The organism is Pseudomonas sp. 11/12A (assembly GCF_000800055.1).
Taxonomy (GTDB): Bacteria; Pseudomonadota; Gammaproteobacteria; order Pseudomonadales; family Pseudomonadaceae; genus Aquipseudomonas; species Aquipseudomonas mohnii.
Genome location: NZ_JUGV01000001.1, coordinates 487608 through 507867 on the forward strand (window position 1 = coordinate 487608; position 20260 = coordinate 507867).

22 protein-coding genes are annotated in these 20260 nt (G+C 59.2%); all 22 read left to right on the forward strand.

Annotation, left to right across the window (positions count from 1 at the left end):
* Positions 1-76 precede the first annotated feature (76 nt).
* The 22 genes from GQ39_RS02310 to araH all read left to right on the forward strand — a co-directional run bounded on the left by GQ39_RS02310 (position 77) and on the right by araH (position 20146).
* The gene (locus GQ39_RS02310; RefSeq protein WP_007942001.1) at positions 77-604 is read left to right on the forward strand and encodes a YceD family protein; all 528 of its coding nucleotides are present in this window, start codon (positions 77-79) and stop codon (positions 602-604) included.
* A gap of 13 nt (positions 605-617) precedes the next feature.
* Positions 618-800 (forward strand): 50S ribosomal protein L32, encoded by a 183-nt coding sequence (gene rpmF, locus GQ39_RS31170; RefSeq protein ID WP_003179396.1) that lies wholly within the window; start codon positions 618-620, stop codon positions 798-800.
* Positions 801-804: 4 nt separating this feature from the next.
* Positions 805-1815 carry a phosphate acyltransferase PlsX gene (gene plsX, locus GQ39_RS02315; RefSeq protein WP_081997835.1) on the forward strand — a complete coding sequence of 337 codons (1011 nt, stop codon included), beginning with the start codon at positions 805-807 and terminating at the stop codon, positions 1813-1815.
* 125 nt (positions 1816-1940) lie between these two features.
* The gene (fabD, locus tag GQ39_RS02320) at positions 1941-2879 is read left to right on the forward strand and encodes an ACP S-malonyltransferase (protein WP_047526978.1); all 939 of its coding nucleotides are present in this window, start codon (positions 1941-1943) and stop codon (positions 2877-2879) included.
* A gap of 16 nt (positions 2880-2895) precedes the next feature.
* Positions 2896-3639 (forward strand): 3-oxoacyl-ACP reductase FabG, encoded by a 744-nt coding sequence (fabG, locus tag GQ39_RS02325; RefSeq protein WP_047526979.1) that lies wholly within the window; start codon positions 2896-2898, stop codon positions 3637-3639.
* Positions 3640-3830: 191 nt separating this feature from the next.
* Positions 3831-4067, forward strand: a complete 237-nt coding sequence (gene acpP / locus GQ39_RS02330; RefSeq protein WP_024076962.1) for an acyl carrier protein — start codon at positions 3831-3833, stop codon at positions 4065-4067.
* Positions 4068-4176: 109 nt separating this feature from the next.
* Entirely contained in the window at positions 4177-5421 is a 1245-nt protein-coding gene (fabF, locus tag GQ39_RS02335) for a beta-ketoacyl-ACP synthase II (protein ID WP_047526983.1), read from the forward strand.
* On the forward strand, positions 5421-6236 hold the full coding sequence (pabC, locus tag GQ39_RS02340; protein ID WP_047526984.1) for an aminodeoxychorismate lyase: 816 nt from the start codon (positions 5421-5423) through the stop codon (positions 6234-6236). The genes fabF and pabC overlap by 1 nt, the downstream gene beginning before the upstream one ends.
* Before the next feature lie 3 nt (positions 6237-6239).
* A complete protein-coding gene (gene mltG, locus GQ39_RS02345) occupies positions 6240-7442 on the forward strand; it encodes an endolytic transglycosylase MltG (RefSeq protein WP_047526985.1) in 1203 nt (400 codons plus the stop codon).
* Positions 7443-7461: 19 nt separating this feature from the next.
* Positions 7462-8094, forward strand: coding sequence for a dTMP kinase (tmk, locus tag GQ39_RS02350; RefSeq protein ID WP_047526987.1), 633 nt, complete (start codon positions 7462-7464; stop codon positions 8092-8094).
* Positions 8087-9073: a DNA polymerase III subunit delta' gene (locus tag GQ39_RS02355; RefSeq protein WP_047526988.1), complete on the forward strand. Its 987-nt coding sequence runs from the start codon at positions 8087-8089 to the stop codon at positions 9071-9073. Before tmk ends, GQ39_RS02355 begins: the two co-directional genes overlap by 8 nt.
* A 162-nt stretch (positions 9074-9235) precedes the next feature.
* On the forward strand, positions 9236-10024 hold the full coding sequence (locus tag GQ39_RS02360) for a TatD family hydrolase (protein ID WP_047526989.1): 789 nt from the start codon (positions 9236-9238) through the stop codon (positions 10022-10024).
* 387 nt (positions 10025-10411) lie between these two features.
* The gene (locus tag GQ39_RS02365; RefSeq protein ID WP_047526990.1) at positions 10412-11050 is read left to right on the forward strand and encodes a TetR/AcrR family transcriptional regulator; all 639 of its coding nucleotides are present in this window, start codon (positions 10412-10414) and stop codon (positions 11048-11050) included.
* 138 nt (positions 11051-11188) lie between these two features.
* Positions 11189-12157 (forward strand): GTP 3',8-cyclase MoaA, encoded by a 969-nt coding sequence (locus GQ39_RS02370; protein WP_047526991.1) that lies wholly within the window; start codon positions 11189-11191, stop codon positions 12155-12157.
* A gap of 172 nt (positions 12158-12329) precedes the next feature.
* Positions 12330-12938 carry a DUF4823 domain-containing protein gene (locus GQ39_RS02375; protein WP_047526993.1) on the forward strand — a complete coding sequence of 203 codons (609 nt, stop codon included), beginning with the start codon at positions 12330-12332 and terminating at the stop codon, positions 12936-12938.
* Between the two features lie 16 nt (positions 12939-12954).
* On the forward strand, positions 12955-13515 hold the full coding sequence (locus GQ39_RS02380; RefSeq protein ID WP_047526994.1) for a DUF1285 domain-containing protein: 561 nt from the start codon (positions 12955-12957) through the stop codon (positions 13513-13515).
* A 123-nt stretch (positions 13516-13638) separates the two neighbouring features.
* Positions 13639-14355, forward strand: coding sequence for a FadR/GntR family transcriptional regulator (locus GQ39_RS02385; RefSeq protein ID WP_047526995.1), 717 nt, complete (start codon positions 13639-13641; stop codon positions 14353-14355).
* A gap of 68 nt (positions 14356-14423) precedes the next feature.
* Complete coding sequence (locus GQ39_RS02390; protein WP_047526997.1) at positions 14424-15299, forward strand: SMP-30/gluconolactonase/LRE family protein; 876 nt, start codon at positions 14424-14426, stop codon at positions 15297-15299.
* 273 nt (positions 15300-15572) lie between these two features.
* Positions 15573-16391, forward strand: a complete 819-nt coding sequence (locus tag GQ39_RS02395) for an SDR family oxidoreductase (RefSeq protein WP_047526999.1) — start codon at positions 15573-15575, stop codon at positions 16389-16391.
* Positions 16392-16536: 145 nt separating this feature from the next.
* Positions 16537-17541, forward strand: coding sequence for a substrate-binding domain-containing protein (locus GQ39_RS02400; protein ID WP_047527000.1), 1005 nt, complete (start codon positions 16537-16539; stop codon positions 17539-17541).
* 64 nt (positions 17542-17605) lie between these two features.
* The gene (araG, locus tag GQ39_RS02405; protein ID WP_047527002.1) at positions 17606-19165 is read left to right on the forward strand and encodes an L-arabinose ABC transporter ATP-binding protein AraG; all 1560 of its coding nucleotides are present in this window, start codon (positions 17606-17608) and stop codon (positions 19163-19165) included.
* A 12-nt stretch (positions 19166-19177) separates the two neighbouring features.
* On the forward strand, positions 19178-20146 hold the full coding sequence (gene araH, locus GQ39_RS02410; RefSeq protein ID WP_047538387.1) for an L-arabinose ABC transporter permease AraH: 969 nt from the start codon (positions 19178-19180) through the stop codon (positions 20144-20146).
* The last annotated feature ends 114 nt before the right edge of the window (positions 20147-20260 follow it).

Sequence of the window (20260 nt, forward strand, 5' to 3'; positions counted from 1 at the left end):
TAGCGAGCCTTCCAAGTGACGGACAGGGCTGAATTTCCTTTGACATGGGCGGGGGCATCCCTATAATGCTGCGCCTATGTTGAATGACCCGATTCCACCTCACGTTGACCCGCGCAAATTGGCTGACCGTGGCACCACCCTTCAAGGTGAAATGCTGCTGGCCGATTTGGAGAGACTCTGCGACCCGCTTTCCGACAATGTCGGTACGGTGCAGGCTAAATTCGTTTTTGAACGAGATGAACGTAAATCTGTGGTCATCCACAGCTTTATCGACACTGAAGTCAAAATGGTTTGCCAGCGTTGTCTTGAGCTGGTCACCCTGCCGATCCATAGCGAATGCAGTTATGCTGTGGTGAAGGAGGGTGCGAATACCCAGTCGTTGCCGAAAGGTTATGACGTGCTGGAACTGGGCGAAGATCCATTGGATCTGCAGTCACTGATCGAGGAGGAGCTTCTGCTCGCCTTGCCCATTGTGCCTGCTCATCATCCGGAAGAATGCCAGCAGCCGGCGGGAGCAGATGAGCCCGAACCGAGCGAGGACGAGGTAACGCGGTCCAACCCGTTCAGTGTATTGGCGCAGTTAAAGCGTGACCCAAACGTTTAGGAGTTAATCAATTATGGCTGTTCAGCAGAACAAAAAATCCCGCTCTGCCCGTGACATGCGCCGTTCGCACGACGCTCTTGAGGCTAGCACTCTGTCTGTAGAAAAAACCACTGGTGAAGTTCACCTGCGTCACCACGTATCGCCAGAAGGCGTATACCGTGGCCGTAAAGTGATCGACAAGGGCGCTGACGAGTAATCACTTGTCCGCTCAAGTCATCGCGATTGACGCAATGGGCGGGGACTTCGGTCCCCGCAGCATTGTCCAGGGCAGCCTTGCTTGCCTGTCTGCTACACCCTCGCTACACCTGACCCTCGTCGGTCAAGCCTCCCTCCTTGAAGAACTGATCGCTGGCCATTCGGCTGTGGATCGCGCTCGCCTGTCGATTACACCTGCGTCCGAATTCATCACCATGGACGAAAAACCGGCCCAGGCCCTGCGCGGCAAGCCTGATTCCTCGATGCGCGTGGCGCTTGAGTTGCTGCGTGATGGCAAGGTCCAGGCCTGTGTCAGTGCCGGCAACACCGGTGCGTTGATGGCGTTGTCGCGGTTTGTGCTCAAGACCTTGCCTGGCATTGATCGGCCCGCCATGATCGCGGCGATTCCGACGCAGAAAGGGTATTGCCAGTTACTCGACCTGGGTGCGAATGTCGATTGCAGTGCCGAGCACTTGTTGCAGTTCGCGGTGATGGGGTCTGTCGCGGCAGAAACCCTCGGTATTGTTCGCCCGCGTGTAGCGCTGCTGAATATCGGCACTGAAGACATCAAGGGCAACCAGCAGGTCAAACTGGCGGCAACGTTGTTGCAGAATGCCCGTGGCATCAATTACATCGGTTTCATTGAGGGTGACGGCTTGTACCGTGGTGAGGCGGATGTCGTGGTGTGTGATGGCTTTGTCGGCAATATCCTGCTCAAATCCAGCGAAGGCCTGGCCACCATGATTGCCGGACGCATCGAGGCATTGTTCAAGAAAACCCTGATGTCGCGAATGGTCGGTGCATTGGCGCTGCCGTTGATGAAGCGCCTGCAGGCGGATCTGGCTCCGGCGCGGCATAATGGCGCAAGCTTTTTGGGGTTGCAGGGGATTGTGGTGAAAAGTCACGGTTCTGCCGGAGTGCAGGGCTTTCAGAGTGCCATTCAGCGTGCCCTGATCGAGATTCAGGAAAACCTGCCTGAACGGCTTCACGGTCGTCTTGCGGATTTGTTGCTTTAGGCGTTTTCGTCGGACAATGCTTAAATGTGACCGCTCAGTTCAATTGGCCATCCAACTGTCAGTTTCTTGCGTCCCCCAAGAGGGACGTCAATTCTCCGACGACAAGATCATTAGGGGCTTGTTACATGTCTGCTTCCCTCGCATTCGTCTTTCCGGGACAGGGTTCGCAGTCCCTCGGCATGTTGGCCGAGTTGGGCGCGCAACATCCGGTTGTCCTCGAAACATTCAAAGAAGCTTCCGATGCTCTGGGTTACGACCTGTGGGCACTGACCCAGCAAGGGCCGGAAGAGCAACTCAATCAAACCGATAAGACCCAGCCGGCCATTCTGACCGCCTCGATCGCCCTGTGGCGTCTGTGGCTGGCTGAAGGTGGTGCGCGTCCAGCCTACGTGGCCGGTCACAGCCTGGGTGAATACAGCGCGCTGGTCGCGGCGGGCAGCCTGAGCCTGGGCGATGCAGTGAAGCTGGTCGAGCGTCGTGGCCAACTGATGCAGGAAGCCGTTCCGGCCGGGCAGGGTGGCATGGCCGCCATCCTCGGGCTGGACGATGCTGACGTAGTGGCGGCCTGTGCTGAAGCGGCACAAGGCGAAGTGGTCAGCGCGGTCAACTTCAACTCCCCGGGCCAGGTGGTTATCGCCGGTGCCAAGGCGGCGGTCGAACGCGCCATCGAAGGCTGCAAGGCCCGTGGTGCCAAGCGCGCCATGCCACTGCCGGTCAGTGTGCCGTCCCATTGCGAGCTGATGCGACCGGCCGCCGAGCGTTTCGCTGAGTCGATCGCGGCGATCGACTGGCAGGCGCCGCAGATTCCGGTGGTGCAGAACGTCAGTGCCGAGGTGCCGGCCGATCTGCAAACCCTCAAGCGCGATCTGCTTGAACAGCTCTACAAGCCTGTGCGCTGGGTCGAATCGGTCCAGGCACTGGCGGCCAAGGGGGCAACTCAATTGGTCGAATGCGGCCCGGGCAAAGTGCTGGCCGGTCTGAACAAACGCTGCGCCGAAGGCGTATCGACTTCCAACCTCAATACCCCAGACGCTTTCGCTGCCGCTCGTGCAGCGCTGGCCTGAATCAGGAGAAGCTTGCATGAGTCTGCAAGGTAAAGTTGCACTGGTCACTGGTGCAAGCCGCGGTATCGGCCAGGCTATCGCCCTGGAACTGGGTCGTCAGGGCGCCATCGTTGTGGGCACCGCGACCTCCGCTTCGGGTGCCGAGCGCATTGCCGCCACCTTGAAGGAAAATGGCATTCAGGGCACTGGCCTGGAACTCAATGTCACCAGCGACGAGTCCGTGGCGGCTGTCCTGGCGAGCATTCAGGAGCAGTTCGGTGCGCCGGCGATTCTGGTCAATAATGCCGGCATCACCCGCGATAACCTGATGATGCGCATGAAAGACGACGAGTGGCATGACGTTGTCGATACCAACCTGAACAGTCTGTTCCGCCTGTCCAAGGGCGTTTTGCGTGGCATGACCAAGGCCCGTTGGGGACGAATTATCAGTATTGGCTCGGTTGTGGGTGCCATGGGCAACGCAGGCCAAGTAAACTACGCTGCCGCCAAGGCCGGTCTGGAAGGTTTCAGTCGTGCACTGGCGCGTGAAGTCGGTTCGCGTTCGATTACGGTAAACTCGGTGGCCCCAGGGTTCATCGATACCGATATGACCCGCGAACTGCCCGAGGCGCAGCGTGAAGCCTTGCAGGCGCAGATTCCGCTGGGTCGTCTGGGGCAAGCACAAGAGATCGCGTCTGTGGTCGCTTTTCTTGCGTCCGACGGTGCGGCATACGTTACTGGGGCTACAATCCCGGTGAACGGCGGGATGTACATGAGTTAAATGTGACGGATTGCTTCAAAAAAATGTCATACGAGCTGTCTAAAATCCGTTATAAAGCTGCAATCTATTTATAGGCAGAGGGCTGCAGGGTTTGAGGAGTGAAGCTTTCAGTTGAAAAGCTGAAAAGTCTTTCTATACACTTACCCACTGGCCAGCTGCCTGAATTTGTCCATTAGGAGTGAAAACAAGGTATGAGCACCATCGAAGAGCGCGTCAAGAAAATCGTTGCCGAGCAACTGGGCGTTAAAGAAGAAGAAGTGATCAACACTGCCTCCTTCGTTGAAGACCTGGGTGCTGACTCCCTTGACACCGTTGAGCTGGTGATGGCTCTGGAAGAGGAATTCGAGACCGAAATCCCTGACGAAGAAGCTGAGAAGATCACTACTGTACAAGCTGCAATCGACTACGTTACTAGCCACCAGGCGTAATAGTTTGTAATCGTTGCTTGCTGTCATGGAAAAACCGCACTGCTATCACGGCGTGCGGTTTTTTCTTTAGGCCTGATGCAAAGTCGTCATTTCAAAAAAGGAGAGTGCTGTGTCGCGTAGACGCGTCGTAGTCACCGGTATGGGTATGTTGTCGCCACTGGGCACGGATGTGCCAAGCAGCTGGCAGGGCATTCTGGCTGGCCGCAGTGGCATTGGTCTGATCGAACACACCGACCTTTCTGCCTATTCCACCCGTTTTGGCGGCTCGGTAAAGGGTTTCAATGTCGAGGAATACCTGTCGGTCAAGGAAGCCCGCAAGCTCGACTTGTTCATTCAGTACGGCCTGGCCGCAGGTTTTCAGGCGGTACGCAATGCCGGCCTGGAAGTCACCGATGCCAACCGTGAGCGCATTGGCGTCGCCATGGGCTCGGGCATTGGCGGACTGACCAATATCGAAGAAACCAGCCGTACCCTGCATGATTCCGGCCCACGACGGATTTCGCCGTTTTTCGTGCCTGGCTCGATCATCAATATGATTTCCGGTTTCCTGTCGATCCACTTGGGTGCACAGGGACCTAACTACGCCATCGCCACCGCTTGTACCACGGGTACGCACTGCATTGGCATGGCTGCACGCAACATCATGTACGACGAAGCTGACGTGATGATTGCCGGCGGCTCCGAAATGGCGGCCTGTGGCCTGGGTATGGGCGGCTTTGGTGCCTCTCGCGCCTTGTCGACCCGCAATGACGAGCCGGCCCGCGCCAGCCGCCCATGGGATAAGGGCCGTGATGGCTTCGTGCTTTCCGATGGTGCCGGTGCGCTGGTTCTTGAAGAGCTGGAACACGCCAAGGCCCGCGGCGCGACCATCTATGCCGAACTGATCGGTTTCGGCACCAGTGGCGATGCCTATCACATGACCTCGCCTCCGGCTGATGGCGCCGGTGCTGCGCGCTGCATCACCAATGCCTTGCGCGACGCCAGGATCAATGGCGATCAAGTGCAGTACATCAACGCCCATGGCACCTCGACGCCTGCTGGCGACCTGGCGGAAGCCAATGCGATCCGTTCGGTGTTCGGCGATCACGCCTACAAGCTGGCCGTCAGTTCGACCAAATCCATGACCGGTCACCTGCTGGGTGCGGCGGGCGCGGTCGAGGCGATCTTCAGCGTGCTGGCGATCAACAGTCAGGTGGCGCCACCGACCATCAACCTCGATGAACCGGACGAAGGTTGCGATCTCGATTTTGTGCCGCACACCGCGCGCAATATGGATATCGATGTCGTCCTCTCCAACTCCTTCGGTTTTGGCGGTACCAACGGCTCGCTGGTATTCCGCCGGTTCGCAGGCTGATGGACAGCTGGGTCGACGGTCAGCCGGCTGACGCTTTGTCGCTGAAGGATCGCGGCCTGGCTTATGGTGATGGTCTGTTCGAGACCATTGCCGTGCGGGATGGCCTTCCGGTTTTACTGGATCGCCATCTGCAGCGTTTGGCGAAGGGGTGCCAGCGGTTGGCGATCAACCTTGATCGTGATGCGATGGCCACGGAGCTGCTGGCCTACGCCAGGGAGCTGGACGAAGGTGTGCTCAAGCTGATCGTCACTCGCGGCGATGGCTTGCGTGGCTACGCTTTCGATCCTTCAGCCCAGGCCCGACGTATCCTGTCGGGTAATCCTCCAGCCGTTTATCCAGCCGCCCATGCTGAGCAGGGTGTTCGTCTGTTCCCCTGCACGACACGACTTTCCATTCAGCCATTGCTCGCCGGTCTCAAGCACTTGAACCGCCTCGAACAGGTGATCGCCCGCGCCGAATGGCGAGACACCGAACATGCCGAAGGCCTGATGCTCGATCAGGCGGGGCGCGTGATCGAAGGTGTGTTCAGTAACCTGTTCCTCGTACGCAATGGCGAGTTGATCACGGCCGATCTGAAACGTTGCGGCGTGGAAGGTGTGATGCGTGCCGAGATATTGTTTCAAGCCGAGTCATTGGGCATTCCCACGCAAATCACCGATATCACCCTCGAACAGCTGCAATGGGCTGACGAAGTCTTTGTCTGCAACAGCGTGTATGGTATTTGGCCCGTGCATGCCTATGCCGCACTGAGCTGGCCGGTTGGGCCGCTCACCCGTAAACTCCAAATCATTGCCCGTGCGCTATTGGATGCTTGATACGTGAGACGTAAATTCTTGCTGCTGCTGGAAACCGGACTGGTTCTGGCAGGGCTGATGTTGGGCGCTTCTGCCTGGAAAGTTCATTCGGCGCTGGTGCAGCCGCTGAATATCGCTCAGGAAGAACTGCTGGAGGTGCCCAAGGGCACCACGCCGACCCGCACCTTCTACCGACTCGAAGCCGATGGCGTCATCAAGGACGCTTTCTGGCTGCGCCTGTACTGGCGTTTCAATCTACCGAAACAGCCCTTGCACAGCGGCGAATACCGCATGCTTCCCGGCATGACCGTAGAAGGTCTGATCGACCTGTGGAAGCGGGGCGAAATGGTGCAATACAGCGTAACCCTGGTCGAAGGCTGGAACTTCCATCAGGTTCGCGCCGCCTTGGCCAAGGAAGAGAAACTCGATCACACCCTGGACGGCCTGAGCGACACCCAGGTCATGGATAAGCTCGGCCATGGAGGAATTTTCCCTGAGGGACGATTCTTCCCTGACACCTATCGCTTCGTTCGTGGAATGTCCGACGCAGAACTGCTGAAAACAGCCTATGACCGTCTCAATGAAGTACTCGCCAAGGAATGGGAGCGGCGTGCCCCTGATGCGCCCTACACCGAGCCCTATCAGGCGTTGATCATGGCCTCGCTGGTGGAAAAGGAAACCGGCGTGCCACAGGAACGTGGTCAGATTGCGGGTGTGTTTGTCCGGCGGATGGCGATCGGCATGTTGCTGCAGACCGACCCTACGGTGATCTACGGCCTTGGTGATCGGTACAGCGGCAAATTGACCCGTGCCCATCTCAAGGAGCCAACGCCGTACAACACCTATGTGATTGCCGGCCTGCCGCCGACCCCGATCGCCATGGTCGGCCGTGAGGCGATCCATGCGGCGTTGAATCCGGTGGCTGGCAACAGCCTGTATTTTGTCGCTCGTGGCGATGGCAGCCACGTGTTCTCCGATGACCTGGATGCCCACAACAACGCCGTGCGCGAGTTCCAGCTCAAGCGTCGTGCCGATTACCGCTCCAGCCCGGCGCCCGCCACCGTACCCGACACGCAGGAGACCCCGGCCGCGGAAGGCCAGGCGATTCCTGCTGCTTCACCCGATCCGGCCCCGGAAGCCCTGTCGCCAGTGCCGGCGCAAGATCCCGCACCTGCGCCAGCGACTGCTCCCGAGCCGGACCCAGCCGCCCCGCAAAGCCCGCAATGACTCTGACTAAGGACTGCCTGTGACTGGCTTGTTTATTACGCTGGAAGGCCCGGAAGGCGCCGGCAAGAGCACCAATCGCGAATACCTGGCCGAGCGCCTGCGCGCCGCCGGTATTGAGGTCGTGCTGACTCGCGAGCCGGGCGGTACGCCACTGGCCGAGCGTATCCGCGAAGTGCTGTTGGCACCAGTTGAAGAGCTGATGAACCCGGACACCGAATTGCTGCTGGTCTTCGCCGCGCGGGCCCAGCATCTGGCCGAGGTGATCCGACCTGCGCTGGCTCGGGGTGCTGTGGTGCTCTGTGATCGTTTTACCGATTCGACCTACGCCTATCAGGGCGGTGGCCGCGGCTTGTCGCTCGAGCGTATCGCGACACTGGAAACCTTCGTGCAGGGCGATCTGCGTCCCGACCTGACACTGATTTTCGACCTGCCGGTGGAAGTGGGCCTGGCCCGTGCCAGTGCGCGGGGTCGTCTCGATCGCTTCGAGCTCGAAGGCCGAACCTTTTTCGATGCGGTGCGCAGTGCCTTCCTCAAGCGCGCGGCAGCGGAGCCGGAACGTTATGTGTTGGTCGACGCCGCACAACCGCTGGCGCAGGTTCAGCAGTCCCTCGATGCCTTGCTGCCGCGTCTGCTGGAGCTGACCCGTGGCTGAAGCCTATCCGTGGCAGGACAGCCTCTGGCACCAGTTGGCCGGTCGTACGCATCACGCCCACGCCTATCTGTTGCACGGTCCGGCCGGGATCGGCAAGCGAGCGCTGGCCGAGCGCCTGATGGCCAGTCTGTTGTGCCAGCATCCCACTGCGCAGGGTGCTTGCGGTGAATGCAAATCCTGCCTGTTGCTCAAGGCCGGCAGTCACCCCGACAACTACATTCTCGAACCGGAAGAGGCCGACAAGGCCATCAAAGTCGATCAGGTACGTGACCTGGTCAGCTTCGTGGTCCAGACCGCGCAGCTGGGCGGACGCAAGGTGGTGCTGATCGAGCCCGTCGAATCAATGAACATCAACGCTGCCAACGCCTTGCTCAAAAGCCTTGAAGAGCCGTCTGGCGACACCGTATTGCTGCTGGTCAGCCACCAGCCGAGCCGTTTGCTGCCGACCATCAAGAGTCGCTGCGTGCAGCAGGCTTGCCCGCTACCGAGCGAAGCCATGAGTCTGGCCTGGCTGGCAAACGCGTTGCCGGATTGCTCGCAAGAAGAGCGTGTTGAATTGCTGACCCTGGCGGCCGGTTCGCCATTGGCCGCGGTCAATCTGCAGGCTCAAGGTGTGCGCGAACAACGTGCGCAAGTGGTTGATGGCGTGAAGAAGCTGCTCAAGCAGCAGCAATCGCCGACCCAACTGGCCGAAGGCTGGAATGCAATCCCGTTATTACTGTTGTTTGACTGGTTCTGCGATTGGTCGAGCCTGATCCTGCGCTATCAGCTGACCCAGGACGAAGAGGGGCTGGGACTGCCGGACATGCGCAAGGTGATTCAATACCTGGCGCAGAAGACCGCGCAGGACAAGGTCCTGAATATCCAGGACTGGATCCTTGCCCAGCGCCAGAAAGTACTGAGCAAGGCCAACCTCAACCGGGTGCTGCTGCTGGAGGCGCTGCTGGTGCAGTGGGCGTCCCTGCCTGCCCAGAGGTAACCTGGACGCTACCTGTCAGCGGTAAGGCGTTACCAGGCCACCGGGGTTGGCGTACAGTTCAACCATGGTGAAAACACTGCCCGCAGTCGAATCGAAATCCATCTGGCCGGAGCCCTCGAGTCCGGCCTTCCCACTCATACGATGTAAGTTGCAGCCCTCTTTATGCTCGTAGATTCCCATTGCCACCTTGATCGCCTTGACCTGGCAGCCCACGACGGATCCCTGGACGCAGCTCTGGATGCCGCGCGTCAACGCGGGGTTGGGCACTTTCTGTGTATCGGCGTCAGCGTCGATAACGCGGCTGATGTCAAAGCGCTGGCCGAGCGTTATGACGACGTCGACTGCTCGGTTGGCGTGCATCCGCTGGATGTGCAGCCGGGAGCGGCGCCTGCGCTGGACTGGCTGTTGCAGGAACTCAATCACCCGCGCGTCGTGGCGATTGGTGAAACCGGTCTGGACTACCACTACGAACCCGAAGCCGCCGAATTGCAGCAGGCGTCTTTTCGACTGCACCTGCAAGCGGCGCAACAAACCGGCAAACCGGTGATCATCCATACCCGTGGTGCCCGTGCAGATACCCTCGACTTGCTGCGTGAAGCGGCGCTGCCCCAGGCGGGCGTTCTGCATTGCTTCACCGAAGACTGGGACATGGCCAAGGCAGCCCTGGACATGGGTTATTACATTTCCCTGTCCGGTATTGTCACTTTCCGCAATGCCGATGCGTTGCGTGATGTGGCCAGCAAAGTCCCGGCCGATCGGTTGCTGGTCGAAACCGACTCGCCGTATCTGGCGCCGATTCCCTATCGTGGCAAGCCGAACCTGCCGCAGTATGTGCGAGAAGTGGCAGAGTTTCTGGCCATGCTGCGCGGTGAACCCTACGAGCGATTTGCCGAGCAGACCACCGAGAACTTCAAGCGATTGTTCCCGCTGGCGCATGTGAAATCAGTTTAAGGTTCGAAGCCGCTTTCGCGAGCAGGCTCGCTCCTACAGGGTTAAATCGCAGGCAAAAAAAACCCGGGTTCTGGGGGGTGAATCCGGGTTAAGACCATTAGGAGTAAAACAATGGCACGCGGTCCGTTGGTACCAATATCGGCGTGACACTTGGGGGAGATGCCCCGCCGACAGTTCAAGTATTGATCACTATTGCGCCCAGTCCAGTTTACCGGACACAGTTTTTAAACAATTTTGGAATACGCCCGCTTCGGAAGCGTTCTCATCAGGCGCAGACCCTGTCCGAATTCATCAGGAAACACAGACATGGTCGGATGATCCGTGCATTTTTGCGTAAGTTAGGCATAATACGCGGCTTCGAATTTTGACCCCTACAGACCTTTTCTTATGCATAAAGAACCTCGTAAGGTCCGTGAGTTTCGCCGCCGCGAGCAGGAAATTCTCGATACCGCGCTCAAGCTGTTCCTCGAACAAGGTGAAGACAGTGTCACCGTCGAGATGATTGCTGATGCCGTCGGTATCGGCAAAGGCACGATCTATAAGCATTTCAAATCCAAGGCCGAGATTTATCTGCGGCTGATGCTCGACTACGAGCGCGATCTGAATGAACTGCTGCATTCGGCCGACGTCGACAAGGACAAGGAAGCCCTGTCGCGCGCCTATTTCGAATTCCGCATGCGTGACCCGCAACGCTATCGTCTGTTCGATCGCCTGGAAGAAAAGGTGGTCAAGGGCAACCAGGTTCCGGAGATGATCGAGGAGTTGCACAAGATCCGCGCCTCGAATTTCGAACGCCTGACCTTGCTGATCAAGGGCCGGATCAGCGAAGGCAAGCTGGAAGACGTGCCGCCTTACTTTCATTACTGCGCATCCTGGGCGCTGGTGCACGGTGCCGTGGCCCTGTATCACTCGCCGTTCTGGAGTAATGTGCTGGAAGATCAGGAAGGCTTCTTCCAGTTCCTGATGGACATCGGCGTTCGCATGGGCAACAAGCGCAAGCGCGACACCGACGCCCCGAGCAGCTGAGCCATTCAGTTGCCTTATGACGCCATGAATTCGTTACATGGTGCGATACCGCAGGAATATACTCAGGCATAGGGCTTGCTAAAACTTGATTTGTGAGTCAAGTTTTAGCGGTTCGATTTTCTTCCGCCGGAGTGATCCATGATCGTTGACCGTCAAGGCAGGCGTTTTCGTAATTTGCGAATCAGTCTGACCTCAGCCTGCAATTACGCTTGTACCTACTGCGTGCCTAACGGCAAGCGGCTGGTGGCTGCGCAGGATGAACTGTCGGCCGAAGCCATGGCGCGCGGCGTGGCCTATCTGATTGAAGCGGCAGGCATCGAGCGCTTGCGCATCACCGGCGGCGAGCCGCTGGTCAGCCCCAAACTCGAAGCCTTCATGACCGCCATCGGGCAGATGGGCCTGGAAGACATCAGCCTGACCACCAATGGCCAACTGCTGGCGAAAAAGCTGCCATTGCTGGTCAATGCCGGCATTCGCCGCATCAACGTTTCCCTCGATACGCTCGACGCCAGCGCCTTTCGCGGCATTGCCCGTGGCGGCGATCTGGCGACGGTACTCGACGGCATGGACCAGGCCAGCGCCGCCGGCATGAAGATCAAGGTCAACATGGTGCCGTTGCGTGGCCAGAACCTTGACCAGGTGATGCCACTGCTCGAGTACTGCCTGGAGCGTGGCTATGAGCTGCGCTTCATCGAATTGATGCGAATGGGCCACCTGGCCAGCGACTCCAATGCCTTCCTGCAGCAGTTTGTCAGCCTTCAGCAGTTGTTGAGCCTGATCGGCGAACGCTACGAATATCTCCAGGCCGATGCCCCACTCGATGCCACGGCCGTGCGTTACGAGATTCCGGGGATGGGCCATTTCGGTGTAATCGCCAACGAAAGCGTGCCGTTCTGTCGCACCTGTTCCAGGCTGCGCCTGTCCTCCACCGGCTGGTTGCATGGCTGTTTGTCCTCGAGCAATCGCCACTACGTCGGCGATCTGTTGGACAAACCGCGTCATCAAGCGCTGCCGGCGCTCCAGCGGCTTTTGGTGAAAGCCTTGGGCGACAAGCAGGAGGTGGCGTTTTCCGGTGGTGCCACAGTCATGAAGATTATCGGCGGCTGAACCGGCCTCATCGCGGGTAAGCCACGCTCCCACAAGCATCTGCGTAAAACCTTGTGGGAGCGTGGCTTGCCCGCGATTGCGTTGGATCAGGTGACGATGTCCGTGAGGTGGCGCAAAAGCTGCATCCCATGGCCATTCGCCGGTTTTCCGACACCGGCCTCTGGAGGATAGGATGCGTAGCCTGGTTTTGCTGCTGGCCGTTTTGGCGCTTGGCGGCTGCATGAATGTCAGCGATATGGCCGAAGGGACTCGTTACCACATGAGCGACGCCGGTCTGCTGGACCACAGCGACAGCCGCCGCGTGAATAACCTGCGCATTCAGCCGGACTCGTTCGTCTATATTGCCCAGGGCGCATTCGTACCGCCGGGCAGTGCCGTCTACCCGCGACCTAACGTGATCGCCGAAGTCGCCTTTGATGGCTTTGTCGAATACTTCCCGATGGTTCGCCGCGCTCGTACGCCGGAAGGTCTGGACCAGGCCATGAGCGAAGCCCGTGCCGTTGGCGCCCATTACCTGCTCTACACCCGTTTCGCCAAGTCGGATGACCGCATTGGCAACTCGGATGAATGGCTGGATCAAGAGGCGCTGGATCGCCTCGGAATCGACAGCGGCGTGATTCAGATCATGTTGATCGAGACCAGCACCCAGTATTTGATTGATACTGCACGTATCAAGAGTCGTGGCGGTTTACTGACGTTCCACGACAAAAAGCCGGAAGACCTGATGGGCCCGCCGCTGGAGCAATACGCTCGTAGTCTGCTGGGGCTCAGCGACCAGTAAATCAAAGGAGATCGCCATGAGTGGCCCGCAAAAAGCCAACGACCTGTTGGGGCAAATCCCCAAAACCAAAGGCTTGCCGCCGGTCCACCTGTGGAATCCCGACTTCTGCGGCGACATCGACATGCGCATCGCCCGCGACGGCACCTGGTATTACCTGGGCACGCCGATCGGGCGCAAGCCGATGGTCAAACTCTTCTCCACCATCATTCGTCGCGATGGCGATGATTATTTCCTCATTACGCCGGTTGAGAAGGTCGGCATCAAGGTTGATGACGCGCCCTTCGTGGCCATCGCCGTGGACGTCGAGGGCGAGGGCGAGGCGCAGGTCCTGCGCTTCACCACCAACGTCGACGAAACCACCGACGCCGGTGCTGAACACCCGATTCGTGTGGTGGTCGATCCACTCACCCAGGAACCGGCGCCTTACGTGCATGTGCGCACGAACCTTGAAGCGCTGATCCATCGCAATGTGTTTTACCAACTGGTTGAGCTGGCAGTCAGTCGCGAGATCGATGGGCAGCGTTGGTTGGGCGTGTGGAGTGGGGGTGAGTTTTTCCGCATCGGTCTTGAGCCCTGACACATAACCCTATGGGAGCAAGCTCGCTCCCAAAAGGGTTTGCGTGTGTTCAAAAAATCAATTTGACAGTCAATCATATGATGATTAGCGTGGCCACCTTAGCGAATGGCTTTGGGGATATCCATGTCCAGCAGTTTTCATGCGTCGACCGTCGATTGGCTGGGTTGCTGGATCGCTACCGGCCAAGTGAAGCCCGGCGAAACCATCAAGGTCGAAGCTGACCTCGGCGAGCAGCTCGGCGTCAGTCGTACCGTCATCCGCGAAGCCATCAAAACCCTGGTTGCCAAAGGCCTGCTCGAAGTCGGGCCGAAGGTCGGCACCCGTGTGTTGCCGGTACGGCGCTGGAACCTGTTCGATCCGCAAGTCGTCGGCTGGCTGTCGCGCAGCGGCTTGCCGGAAAACTTCGTCGATGACTTGCTCGACCTGCGCCGCACCATCGAACCCATGGCCGTGCGCTGGGCCTGTGAGCGGGCGACGGGCGAGCAGGTCGAGGCGATTTTACTGGCTTGCAACGCGCTCGAACGCGCCGTGGACAGTGGCATCGACTACAACCGCGCCGACCAGCTCTTCCATGAGTGCATCCTCGCCGCGAGCCACAATCAATTCATCGAGCAAATGGTGCCGGCCCTCGGTGCCTTGCTGGCGGTGTGTTTCGAAGTGTCCGCCGCCGACCCCGACGAACTGCGTCGCACCTTGCCCATTCATAAAGACATGGCCCAAGCCATCGCCGCCCGCGATGCCGCGCGCGGTGTCTGGGCCTGCATGACCCTGATCGACAACGCTGACCTGGCGATCAAGCGCTACTACCCGCAGGTCATGGCCGACAAAAAAGCCAGCTGAAAACGAAGAACCTGTGGGCGCCGGCAAACCGGCTCCGACCTGAAAAGAATAAGAAAGCAGGAGGTTTCATGACGTGGACAGCGGTGACCGGACACCGGGCGCAACTCGGTGAAGGCCCATTCTGGGATGCGCCGACCCAGGCACTGTACTGGGTGGACATCGCCGGCAAGCAAGCGTTGCGGCTGATTGGCGCCAACGTGCAGATCTGGCAGATGCCGGAGCACGTGTCAGCGTTCATTCCGTGTGAGCGCGGCGATGCACTGGTGACCTTGAGCAGTGGCATCTATCGACTTGATCTGGATTCGCCCGGCCTGGAGCCGCGGCTGACGTTGCTCTGCGTCGCCGACCCGCAACCGGGCAACCGCGCCAACGAAGCGCGTTGCGATGCCCTCGGTCGGCTATGGCTCGGCACCATGCAAAACAATATCGGCGAACAAGGCGAAGACCTGCCCATCGTGCGGCGTACCGGCGGGCTGTTTCGCATTGACCGCGACGCCCGGGTGACGCCCCTGCTTCGCGGTTTGGGCATTCCCAATACGTTGTTGTGGAGCGATGACGTCACCACCCTGTATTTCGGCGACAGCCTCGATGGCACGCTGTATCAACATTTCATTCGCACCGACGGCAACCTCGAACCGGCGCAGACCTGGTTTGCAGCCCATGGGCGCGGCGGTCCGGACGGATCGGCGATGGACGCGCAAGGTTTTATCTGGAACGCCCGGTGGGACGGCAGCTGCCTGCTCAGGCTCAGCCCGGACGGCAAAGTCGATCGGGTGATTGAGCTGCCAGTCAGCCGCCCCACCAGTTGCGTGTTCGGCGATACCGATCTTAAAACCCTGTACATCACCAGTGCCGCGAGCCCGCTCGGGCATTCGCTGGATGGGGCCGTGTTGTCGATTCGTGTGGACGTCCCCGGAAAGCATTGCACTCGTTTTGCGGGATAAATCCCAAAATATGGGATGTAAATATATATATTGAGATTTATCCTGGGCCAGGTTTATAGTCGGCCTCACCAGTTACATGCACTCACACTTAAGAAAAACAAAACAGGTGAAGTGATGCAGCGATATTCCACCGTCTTCCCGTGCGGAGTCAGTGCTTCAGAGCGTTTCAAAGCTGAAACGTTTTTTGCGTGCCTGTTCTTGCCTCAACGCCTTTTGACCGGACATCCACGGATGCCCGGTTTTCGTCGTGCTTTCGAACAGGAGTCTTGATCCATGGCTGAACCTCTTTCCTTGCCACCGGTACCCGAACCGCCGAAGGGCGAGCGCTTGAAAAACAAAGTCGTGTTGCTCACCGGCGCGGCTCAGGGTATTGGCGAAGCGATCGTCGCCAGCTTCGCATCTCAGCAAGCCAGGCTGATCATCAGCGATATTCAGGGGGATAAAGTCGAAAAGGTTGCGGCGCACTGGCGGGAAAAAGGTGCCGATGTGGTGGCGATCAAGGTCGATGTCTCGCACCAGCAGGATTTGCACGCCATGGCCAGGCTGGCGGTGGAACGTCACGGCCGGATCGACGTGCTGGTCAACTGTGCCGGGGTCAATGTGTTCCGCGACCCGCTGCAAATGACCGAGGAAGACTGGCGTCGCTGCTTTGCCATCGACCTCGACGGCGCCTGGTTCGGCTGCAAGGCCGTTTTGCCGCAGATGATCGAGCAGGGCATCGGCAGCATTATCAACATTGCCTCGACCCATTCCAGCCACATCATTCCCGGTTGCTTCCCGTACCCGGTGGCCAAGCACGGCTTGCTCGGCCTGACCCGTGCCCTGGGCATCGAATATGCGCCCAAGGGCATTCGCGTCAATGCCATTGCTCCGGGTTACATCGAAACCCAATTGAACGTCGACTACTGGAACGGCTTTGCCGATCCCCACGCCGAGCGTCAGCGCGCCTTTGATCTGCACCCGCCAAAACGAGTCGGTCAGCCGGTAGAAGTCGCCATGACAGCGGTGTTCCTGGCCAGCGATGAAGCGCCGTTCATCAACGCGTCGTGCATCACCATCGATGGTGGGCGCTCGGTCATGTACCACGACTGAAACCTGAGGATTTCAGGCGCAGTACTGCGCCTGAAATTCAATCATCATACGATATGACTATTTAGCGATAAGGTTTCACCGCGCCATTGGTTGAAAAGAACGCTTTCGAAGAATGCTCAACAAAAATAACAAGGAGTCAAAACCTATGAATCGTCGTCGTGCAATCCGTTCCCTGTGCTGTGCCGCTCTGGCGGTCACTGCGGTCAGCCTGAGCAGTACGCTGCTGGCGGCCGAGGAAGTGAAAATCGGGTTTCTGGTCAAACAAGCGGAAGAGCCGTGGTTCCAGACCGAATGGGCCTTCGCCGAAAAGGCCGGTAAGGAGAAGGGCTTCACCCTGATCAAGATTGCCGTGCCTGATGGCGAGAAGACCCTGTCGGCCATCGACAGCCTGGCCGCCAACGGCGCCAAGGGCTTTGTGATCTGCCCGCCCGATGTGTCCCTCGGCCCTGCGATCATGGCCAAGGCCAAGCTCAACGGCTTGAAAGTGATCGCCGTCGATGACCGCTTCGTCGATGCCAGTGGCAAATTCATGGAAGAGGTTCCGTACCTTGGCATGGCAGCGTTCGAAGTCGGCCAGAAGCAGGGCGGCGCCATGGCCACCGAAGCGAAAAAGCGCGGTTGGGACTGGAAAGACACCTACGCCGTGATCAACACCTACAACGAACTCGACACCGGCAAGAAACGCACCGACGGTTCGGTCAAGGCGCTGGAAGACGCCGGCATGCCGAAGGATCACATCTTGTTCTCGGCGCTGAAAACCCTCGACGTGCCGGGCAGCATGGACGCCACCAACTCGGCGCTGGTGAAGCTGCCGGGCGCGGCGAAGAACCTGATCATCGGCGGCATGAACGACAACACCGTGCTCGGCGGCGTGCGCGCCACGGAAGCTGCCGGCTTCGCGGCGAAGAATGTGATCGGCATCGGCATCAACGGCACCGATGCCATCGGTGAATTGAAGAAACCCGACAGTGGCTTCTATGGCTCGATGCTGCCAAGCCCGCACATCGAGGGCTACAACACCGCCAGCATGATGTACGAGTGGGTCACCACCGGCAAAGAACCGGCGAAATACACGGCCATGGATGACGTGACGCTGATCACCCGCGACAACTTCAAGCAGGAGCTGGAAAAGATCGGTCTGTGGAACTGAGGGCGGGTTGATTTCATCGGCAGCCCCGGCAACGGGGTTGCCTGATCTGTGTCATGAGGTGGTTATGCACGCGCAAACACAAATACAACAACGCACCGGCCGTTCCTTTAGTGGCGGTGGCAGCTTGCGCTTCAACGGGATTGGCAAAACCTTTCCCGGCGTGAAGGCGCTGGATGGCATCAGCTTCGTCGCCCATCCGGGGCAGGTTCATGCCCTGATGGGCGAGAACGGCGCCGGCAAGTCGACCCTGCTGAAAATCCTCGGTGGCGCCTATACCCCGAGCAGCGGCGACTTGCAGATCGGCAAGCAGGCAATGGTCTTCAAGTCCACCGCCGACAGCATCGGCAGCGGGGTGGCGGTGATCCACCAGGAGCTGCACCTGGTGCCGGAAATGAGCGTGGCGGAAAACCTGTTCCTTGGGCATTTGCCAGCCAGTTTCGGCTTGATCAATCGCCGTACCCTGCGCCAGCAAGCGCTGGCCTGCCTCAAGGGACTGGCCGATGAAATCGACCCCCAAGAAAAAGTCGGACGCCTGTCCCTCGGGCAACGGCAACTGGTGGAAATCGCCAAGGCCTTGTCCCGTGGCGCCCATGTGATTGCCTTCGATGAGCCGACCAGCAGCCTGTCGGCGCGGGAGATCGACCGCTTGATGGCGATCATCGCTCGCCTGCGCGACGAGGGCAAAGTGGTGCTGTACGTCTCCCATCGCATGGAAGAAGTGTTCCGTATCTGCAACGCGGTGACGGTGTTCAAGGATGGTCGCTACGTACGCACCTTCGAGGACATGAGCGAGCTGACCCACGATCAATTGGTCACGTGTATGGTCGGTCGCGACATCCAGGACATCTACGATTACCGTCCCCGCCAGCGTGGCGCGGTGGCACTTAAAGTCGACGGCCTGCTCGGGCCAGGCTTGCGCGAACCGGTGAGTTTCGAGGCACACAAAGGCGAGATTCTTGGGCTGTTCGGTCTGGTGGGCGCCGGCCGTACCGAGCTGTTCCGCATGCTCAGCGGGCTTACGCGAAACACCGCCGGACGCCTTGAACTGCGCGGCCACGAATTGAAGTTGCGTTCACCCCGCGACGCCATCGCCGCCGGGATTCTGCTGTGCCCGGAGGATCGCAAGAAGGAGGGCATCATGCCGCTCTCCAGCGTCGCCGAAAACATCAACATCAGTGCGCGCGGCGCCCATTCCACGTTTGGCTGCCTGTTGCGCGGGCTGTGGGAAAAGGGCAACGCCGACAAGCAGATCAAGGCACTGAAAGTAAAAACGCCGCATGCCGGACAACAGATCAAGTTTCTATCCGGCGGCAACCAGCAGAAGGCCATTCTCGGTCGCTGGCTGTCGATGCCGATGAAAGTGCTGCTGCTCGACGAGCCCACTCGCGGTATCGACATCGGCGCCAAGGCCGAGATCTACCAGATCATCCACAACCTGGCCGCCGACGGTATTTCGGTGATCGTGGTGTCCAGCGACCTGATGGAAGTGATGGGCATTTCGGACCGCATCCTGGTGCTGTGCGAAGGCGCCATGCGCGGCGAACTGAGCCGCGAACAGGCCAACGAATCCAACTTGCTGCAACTGGCTTTGCCGCGCCAACGCGCTGACGGCGTGGCGAACTGAGAGGTGACTATGATGACAACCCAAAACGAAACCCTGCCGACCGTGCGCAAGCCTCTGGACCTGCGACGCTTTCTCGATGACTGGGTGATGCTGCTGGCGGCGGTGGGGATCTTCGTGCTCTGCACCTTGCTGATCGACAATTTCCTATCGCCGCTGAACATGCGTGGCCTGGGCCTGGCGATTTCCACTACCGGGATTGCCGCCTGCACCATGTTGTACTGCCTGGCGTCCGGGCATTTCGACTTGTCGGTGGGCTCGGTGATCGCCTGTGCCGGGGTAGTCGCCGCCGTGGTGATGCGCGACACCAACAGCGTGTTTCTCGGTGTCTGTGCGGCACTGGTCATGGGGCTGATCGTCGGGCTGATCAACGGGATCGTGATTGCCAAGCTGCGGGTCAATGCGTTGATCACGACGCTGGCCACCATGCAGATCGTGCGCGGCCTGGCCTACATCTTCGCCAACGGCAAAGCGGTGGGCGTGTCCCAGGAATCATTCTTCGTGTTCGGCAATGGCCAACTGTTCGGTGTACCGGTGCCGATCCTGATTACCATCGTCTGCTTCCTGTTCTTCGGTTGGTTGCTCAACTACACCACCTATGGCCGCAACACCATGGCCATCGGCGGTAACCAGGAAGCGGCGCTGCTGGCCGGGGTCAACGTTGACCGGACCAAGATCATTATCTTCGCCGTGCATGGCCTGATCGGCGCGTTGGCCGGTGTGATTCTGGCTTCGCGCATGACCTCGGGTCAGCCGATGATCGGCCAGGGCTTCGAGCTGACGGTGATCTCGGCGTGTGTGCTGGGCGGGGTTTCGTTGAGTGGCGGGATCGGCATGATCCGGCACGTGATTGCCGGGGTGTTGATTCTGGCAATCATCGAGAATGCGATGAACCTGAAGAATATCGATACGTTTTACCAGTATGTGATTCGGGGTTCGATTCTGCTGTTGGCGGTGGTGATTGACCGTCTGAAACAACGCTGAGATTTTCGCTGCTCTCACGAGCGCCATCGCGGGCAAGCCACGCTCCCACAGGTTTTTGCGTAATCTGTGGGAGCGTGGCTTGCCCACGATGGCTGCATGACTGACTCACTCCCG